The organism is Mailhella massiliensis (assembly GCF_020741395.1).
Lineage (GTDB): Bacteria > Desulfobacterota > Desulfovibrionia > Desulfovibrionales > Desulfovibrionaceae > Mailhella > Mailhella massiliensis_A.
Genome location: NZ_DYZA01000174.1, coordinates 1 through 5,410, shown reverse-complemented (window position 1 = coordinate 5,410; position 5,410 = coordinate 1). Strand labels below are relative to the sequence as shown.

The window sequence follows — 5,410 nt, the reverse complement described above, 5'->3', positions numbered from 1 at the left end:
AGGCATCCGCACACATGAAAAAAGGAAAAAATCCACCGCTCTCCGGACATGCCGGGTCATGACTGTTGGAGGAAAGGGGGAAAAGGCCTACCGGGGTTGACTTCGTTCTCCGGCAAGCCTATATTACAGGGAAAGCATTTCCTGACGCCCCGCTTTTCTGGAAGTGAACTCACTCTTTCGAGAAGTTGGGCCTCTTTTTTTGCATCTCTTCTGTTTTGAAGGTATCTGCCATGAGCACGCCTATTTCCGTACAGGGCTACAAGAAGCTGGAAAAAGAACTTGAAGCGCTCAAAAAAGAGCGCCCTGCCGTTATTCAGGCCATCAAGGAAGCCCGTGAAGAGGGCGACCTGAAGGAAAACGCCGGTTACGACGCCGCCCGTGAACGCCAGGGTTTTCTTGAAGCGCGCATCAACTATATCGAATCCCAGCTGCCCCAGTACACGGTCATTGATCTCGACACGCTTCACAGCGACAAGGTCATCTTCGGCGCTACCGTGCATGTGGTGGACGTGGACACCGACGCGGAACGCCAGTTCACCCTGCTCGGCCCCGATGAAGCCGACTTCGCCAAGGGTTCCATCTCCATCAATTCTCCCGTGGGGCGCGCCCTGCTGGGGCATGAGGTGGGAGACGAAGTCACCATCGACATTCCCCGCGGCCGCGTCACCTACGAAATCACGGAAATCGAATTCCACGGCGTCCGCGACTGATCCGCCCTTTCCGGCTTGTATCAGGAGCCCCCGCACCGTCGGGGGCTCTTTTGTTACAGGCAAAAACATGAACGGAGGCGGGAAAACTTCTTTTGCTTTAGGATTGTCGGCTGCCTGCCCGCCGCGGGAACGGCGGAGCGTCGGGCCTTCTGTCCAGGTGCGATCACGAAAAAGCAACTGGCTTTTCCCTCCTCCCCGTCAGTGCATTCTTTTTAACGCAGGCTGTTTTCCGTTGCCTAAATCGGTACAAAGCAATCCTTAAAAGCCTTACCAGCGGCAAAACAGCCCTTGCCAATGCCTGTCGTCTTCCCCTCTCCGAGGAAGGGGGCCTTGCAGCCGGGAGCCAGGACAGAAAGGAAAGGCAGTCCGACTCGACAGGAGGCAACGCCGTCCGCAAGGCCTGCTATCCTCCCGGGTAAAGCTCTTTTGCCCTGCCGGGCACTCTCTTGTAGTGATGTATCTTTTTTTGAAAAAGAATACCTTTTTCATATGGGATGGGCATTACTCCCTTTCCATGCATCTCTCAGACGAAAAACGCACCATGATCACGGCAAGGCGGGCTTTTCGTAACTCCCTGCCCGGCCCGCAGTACTGATCGGGAAACTCCATCATAACGAATCGCTCCCTCTGGACAGCCGGAATTCAGGCCATTTTCCAGTCCCTGATGCGCACGTCCACGCTGGCCGCGCCGTTGTACATGTCGATGCACGGGCTGTAGGCGAGAAGTATACGCCTGCCCTCCACGTCGGAGGGAAACTCTCCCGCCTGCCTCCATGCCTTGGCCTGAAGGGTAATATTGCAGCTCTCATCCGTCAGTTCCAGAAGCACATGGTTCTTCTGCTGGCCGAAAAGCCTGCGCCGCTTCACCAGAAGCGGAGGAGACTGAAACACGGGCTCCGGGTTGCCCACCCCGAAGGGCTGCATCATTTCCAGCTCTTTGAGAAACACGAAATCCGCAGCTTCCCGGAAAGAAAGTTCATCGTCGATCATCTGTACGGCGGGCACGGGATCGGGGCCCAGATCGGCGCGCACCACGTCGAGAAAACGGGTACGGAAGGCTCCCAGTTTTTCCGGCTTCAGGCGCAGCCCGGCGGCCATGCGGTGCCCGCCGCAGGCCAGCAGCTCTTCGGAGCAGCGCATAAGCCCGTCGTGCAGGTTGAAGCCGCTTATGGAACGGCCCGAACCTTTCAGCGTATCGCCGTCGGCGCAGAGTACCAGCGTAGGTTTATGATATTTTTCCACAAGGCGCGACGCCACGATGCCTATGACGCCCTGATTCCAGTCCTTTCCGGCAATGACCAGCGCAGGGTCGTTCAGCGCGGCTTCGGCCTGTGCCATGGCCTGTTCGGTAATGCGTTCCTCTTCCTGGCGACGCTGCGTATTGTAGGCGTCCAGACTGCGGGCATATCCCGCCGCACTGTCGCAATCTTCCGCACAGAGCAGGGAAAGCGCAGTTTCCGCCGAGGCCACGCGGCCCGCAGCATTGATCCGGGGGGCGAGGCTGAAGATCACCTGCCCGGCTCCCAATGCCGCGAGCGGCGCAAAACCGCTCACAGCCTTCAGCTCCGCGATACCGGGCCTTTTCGCCTCGGCCAGCACCAGAAGGCCGTTCTTGACGAGAATACGGTTCTGCCCCTCAAGCTCCACCAGGTCGGCCAAAGTACCCAAAGCCACGAGGTCCAGCGTGCGGCGCATGTCCAGGCGCGGCCTGCCGCCTTCGGCAAGGCGGGCGTTCAGCTCCGCCATGAGGAAAAAAGTCACCCCCACCCCGGCCAGCGCAGCGCAGGGGCAGTCCGCCAGCCTCGGGTTGCACAGCACGGTGGCGGGAGGCAGGTCTTCCGGCGGCAGATGATGATCCGTCACCACCACGTCCATGCCGAGCTCCCTTGCCCGCGCAATGGCCGACACGTCGGAAATGCCGCAGTCCACCGTGAGCAGAAGGGAAACGCCCCGCTTCGCCAGCTCCTCCACCCCGGCCGCATTCATGCCGTAGCCTTCACTGCGGCGGTCGGGCAGATGCCAGAGAGCGTCGTAGCCGTGATGACGCAAGACCTGAAGCGCAAGTGCCGTGCTGGTTACACCGTCGGCGTCGTAGTCGCCCCATATGGCCATGCTCCGGCCCGCACGCAACCCCTCTGCAAGCAGCTTTGCCGCCTTTTCCATGCCCGGCCACAGCGCAGGCTTTGCGAGATAGCGCAGACCCGGGCTGAGGTATTCCGCCATGGCTTCCGGCCGCTCCAGTCCGCGCAGCCACAAAAGGCGCGCAAGGCGCGGCGAAATGCCGCAGCGCCCGGCCATGGAGGAAAAAGACGCAGGCATGGGGGCGCCGTCTTTGCGTGTGCGGAATATCCAGTCCTTGCTCATGGTTCCCTATCCGGGACACAGCTTCTGACCGCGCCCCCGGCTGAAAGTTCCCACTTCTGTGCCGAAGCAAGAAAGATATTTGAAATATTATTCAAAATTCTGAAAAAGACAACAGGCTGACGCTGTTCCGGCCTTCGCCCGCTCTTTTCCGACTCTCTCCACTCAGGCGGCTCCTCTTCCCCGTTGCGGCCGCGCGTCCCCTTTTCCCGCTACCGAACATCGGCCTCTCTCACTCCGCAGGAGGCCGGGGCTTCCTTTTTTCCGCCGGATATGCGGTTCGAGCCTGAACATCTCGGAAAAACACGGGAAAACGCTATTCCCCGCAGATACTCCTTGCCAGCTGCGGCTTCAGGGAAGGCTGAAGCGTGGAAGCAAGATAGAAGGAACGAAGCTGATCGTAGGCCATGTCGAGGTCGTCGTTGACGATGACGGCATCGAACCAGTGGCTGCTCATAATCTCCGTCCTGGCATTGGAAAGCCGTATCCTGATAGCCTCCTCACTGTCCGTGCCGCGCCCGCGAAGGCGCCTTTCCAGCTCCTCCATGGAGGGAGGCAGGATGAACACGAAACGCGCTTCCGGCAGGGAAAGAGAAAGCTGCGCCGCGCCCTGTACGTCGATATCAAAAAGCATGTCCTTGCCGAGCGCGAGGCGGTCGCGCACAGGCTGCAGGGGCGTACCGTAAAAATTGCCGTGCACTTCGGCCCATTCGGCGAAATAGCCCTGCGCCCTCCGCTTCACGAAGGTATCCCGGTCAAGGAAAATATAATCCACGCCGTCTCTCTCCGTGCCGCGCGGCGCGCGCGTGGTGCAGGAAATGGAGAACTCCAGGGGAAATTCCGCCGTAAGGCGGCTCACCAGCGTAGTCTTGCCCGCCCCGGAAGGGGCGCAGATAACGAAAGGCAGGCCGCGACGCGGGCCGAAATCAGTCTTCATATCTCATCCTCTCTTCTTCGCTCCGTCTGCGCCGCCCTGCGGAAAAACGGAGGCATACACGGCATGACGGGCGTCATGCCCTGGAACGGAAGGCACTCCGTTCTGTGCGCCCCGCAAACCGCCCTCCCTGAGGACGCCGCAGACGGGGAAAAGTCCTGTCACTGCATCGGAAGCGGCGCATGTCCGCCCCTCCCCGAGGCAACGGGCCTACTCCAGATTCTGCACCTGTTCGCGGCATTTTTCCAGTTCGTTCTTGCAGTCCACCACAATGCGGGAAACCTGGGCGTCCTGTATCTTGTTGCCGCAGGTATTGATCTCGCGGAAGCTTTCCTGGAGCGTGAAGTCGAGCTTGCGGCCCGCGTCTTCCCCGCTTTCCATGAGCGAGGCAAGGCGCAGAAGATGGGAATGAAGGCGCGTGAGCTCTTCCGTCACGTCCAGCTTGTCGGCCATAATGACCATTTCCTGCAGAAAGCGCCCTTCATCCAGCTCCCCGCCGAGATTGTTCAGCATATCGGAAAGCCGTTCGCGCACCTGCTCGAAGCGGGCACTCTTTATGGCCGGGGCGCGCTCCTCAATGGCCGATACCCATTCCGCCATGCGGCTGAATCGACATTCCAGATCGCGGGCAAGGGCAAGAGCCTCAGTTTCGCGCGATTCATTCCAGTCCTCAAGCGCGGCTTCCAGCCCGGCGGCAAGGGGGCCGAACAGGGCCTCGTCATCGCTTTCCCCGGAAGAAGCCCAGAGTGAGGGGATATCCAGAAGCGTCATGTAATCCACCTCGAAGATATCTCCCCTCGCCGAGGCGAAGGCCTTCACCGCGTCCAGCATGGCTGCGGCATGCGCGGCATCGAAGGCCACACAAGATTCCGCCGTGAACTGAAGATTGAGCGAAAGCTCCACCCTCCCGCGCGAGGCGAAACGTCGCACGATTTTCTCAAAGCGGGCCTCCATGTTGCGGGCCTGCGGGGGCAGCTTCCACTTCAGGTCGAGAAAACGGCTGTTGACGCTGCGTATCTCCCAGGTCTGAACCACGGCGCCGTCGTCCTGCTGGAAGCGCCCGAAGCCCGTCATGCTGCGAAGCGGCATATTCTTCTCCTCATGGGTGTTGTGATGTTTCATCTCCCCCAACGGGGCGTACTATAAGCATGTTCCCTTCCACCCGCAGGGGCCTTGCCGCCACGAGCTCATGCCCGCCGCAAGGAAAGCCTGTGCTCTCCTCCATGCGGCAGTCGGCATACCATTCATTGTTGCCGTGCCGCGCGTCGGTATTGTCGAACGCCACCTTCATGGAAGGCATGGCAAGCTGGGAACGCAAAAACGCGGCATGTTTTTCCGCCATGAGTTCCCGCACCCTGGCGGCATGCTGCTGCCGTACCTTTTTGGGCAGCTGCCCCGGCAGGGC

Annotated in this window: 4 protein-coding genes and 1 pseudogene; 1 reads left to right on the top strand and 4 read right to left on the bottom strand. The window is 60.2% G+C overall.

All coding sequences use genetic code 11. The annotated features are described in order from the left end of the window. Positions 1-230: 230 nt before the first annotated feature. Entirely contained in the window at positions 231-710 is a 480-nt protein-coding gene (gene greA, locus K8W16_RS08760; RefSeq protein WP_077072334.1) for a transcription elongation factor GreA, read from the top strand. Between the two features lie 642 nt (positions 711-1,352). On the opposite strand, the gene recJ is transcribed toward greA, so the two are convergent. The 4 genes and pseudogenes from recJ to K8W16_RS08740 form a co-directional block, all read right to left on the bottom strand. Then, entirely contained in the window at positions 1,353-3,074 is a 1,722-nt protein-coding gene (recJ, locus tag K8W16_RS08755) for a single-stranded-DNA-specific exonuclease RecJ (RefSeq protein WP_304122767.1), read from the bottom strand. Between the two features lie 313 nt (positions 3,075-3,387). Further along, a complete protein-coding gene (gmk, locus tag K8W16_RS08750; RefSeq protein ID WP_304122766.1) occupies positions 3,388-4,008 on the bottom strand; it encodes a guanylate kinase in 621 nt (206 codons plus the stop codon). 207 nt (positions 4,009-4,215) lie between these two features. Beyond that, positions 4,216-5,094, bottom strand: a complete 879-nt coding sequence (locus K8W16_RS08745; protein WP_304122765.1) for a YicC/YloC family endoribonuclease — start codon at positions 5,092-5,094, stop codon at positions 4,216-4,218. A gap of 10 nt (positions 5,095-5,104) precedes the next feature. Further along, positions 5,105-5,410: pseudogene (locus tag K8W16_RS08740) on the bottom strand (hypothetical protein); the annotation flags it as partial.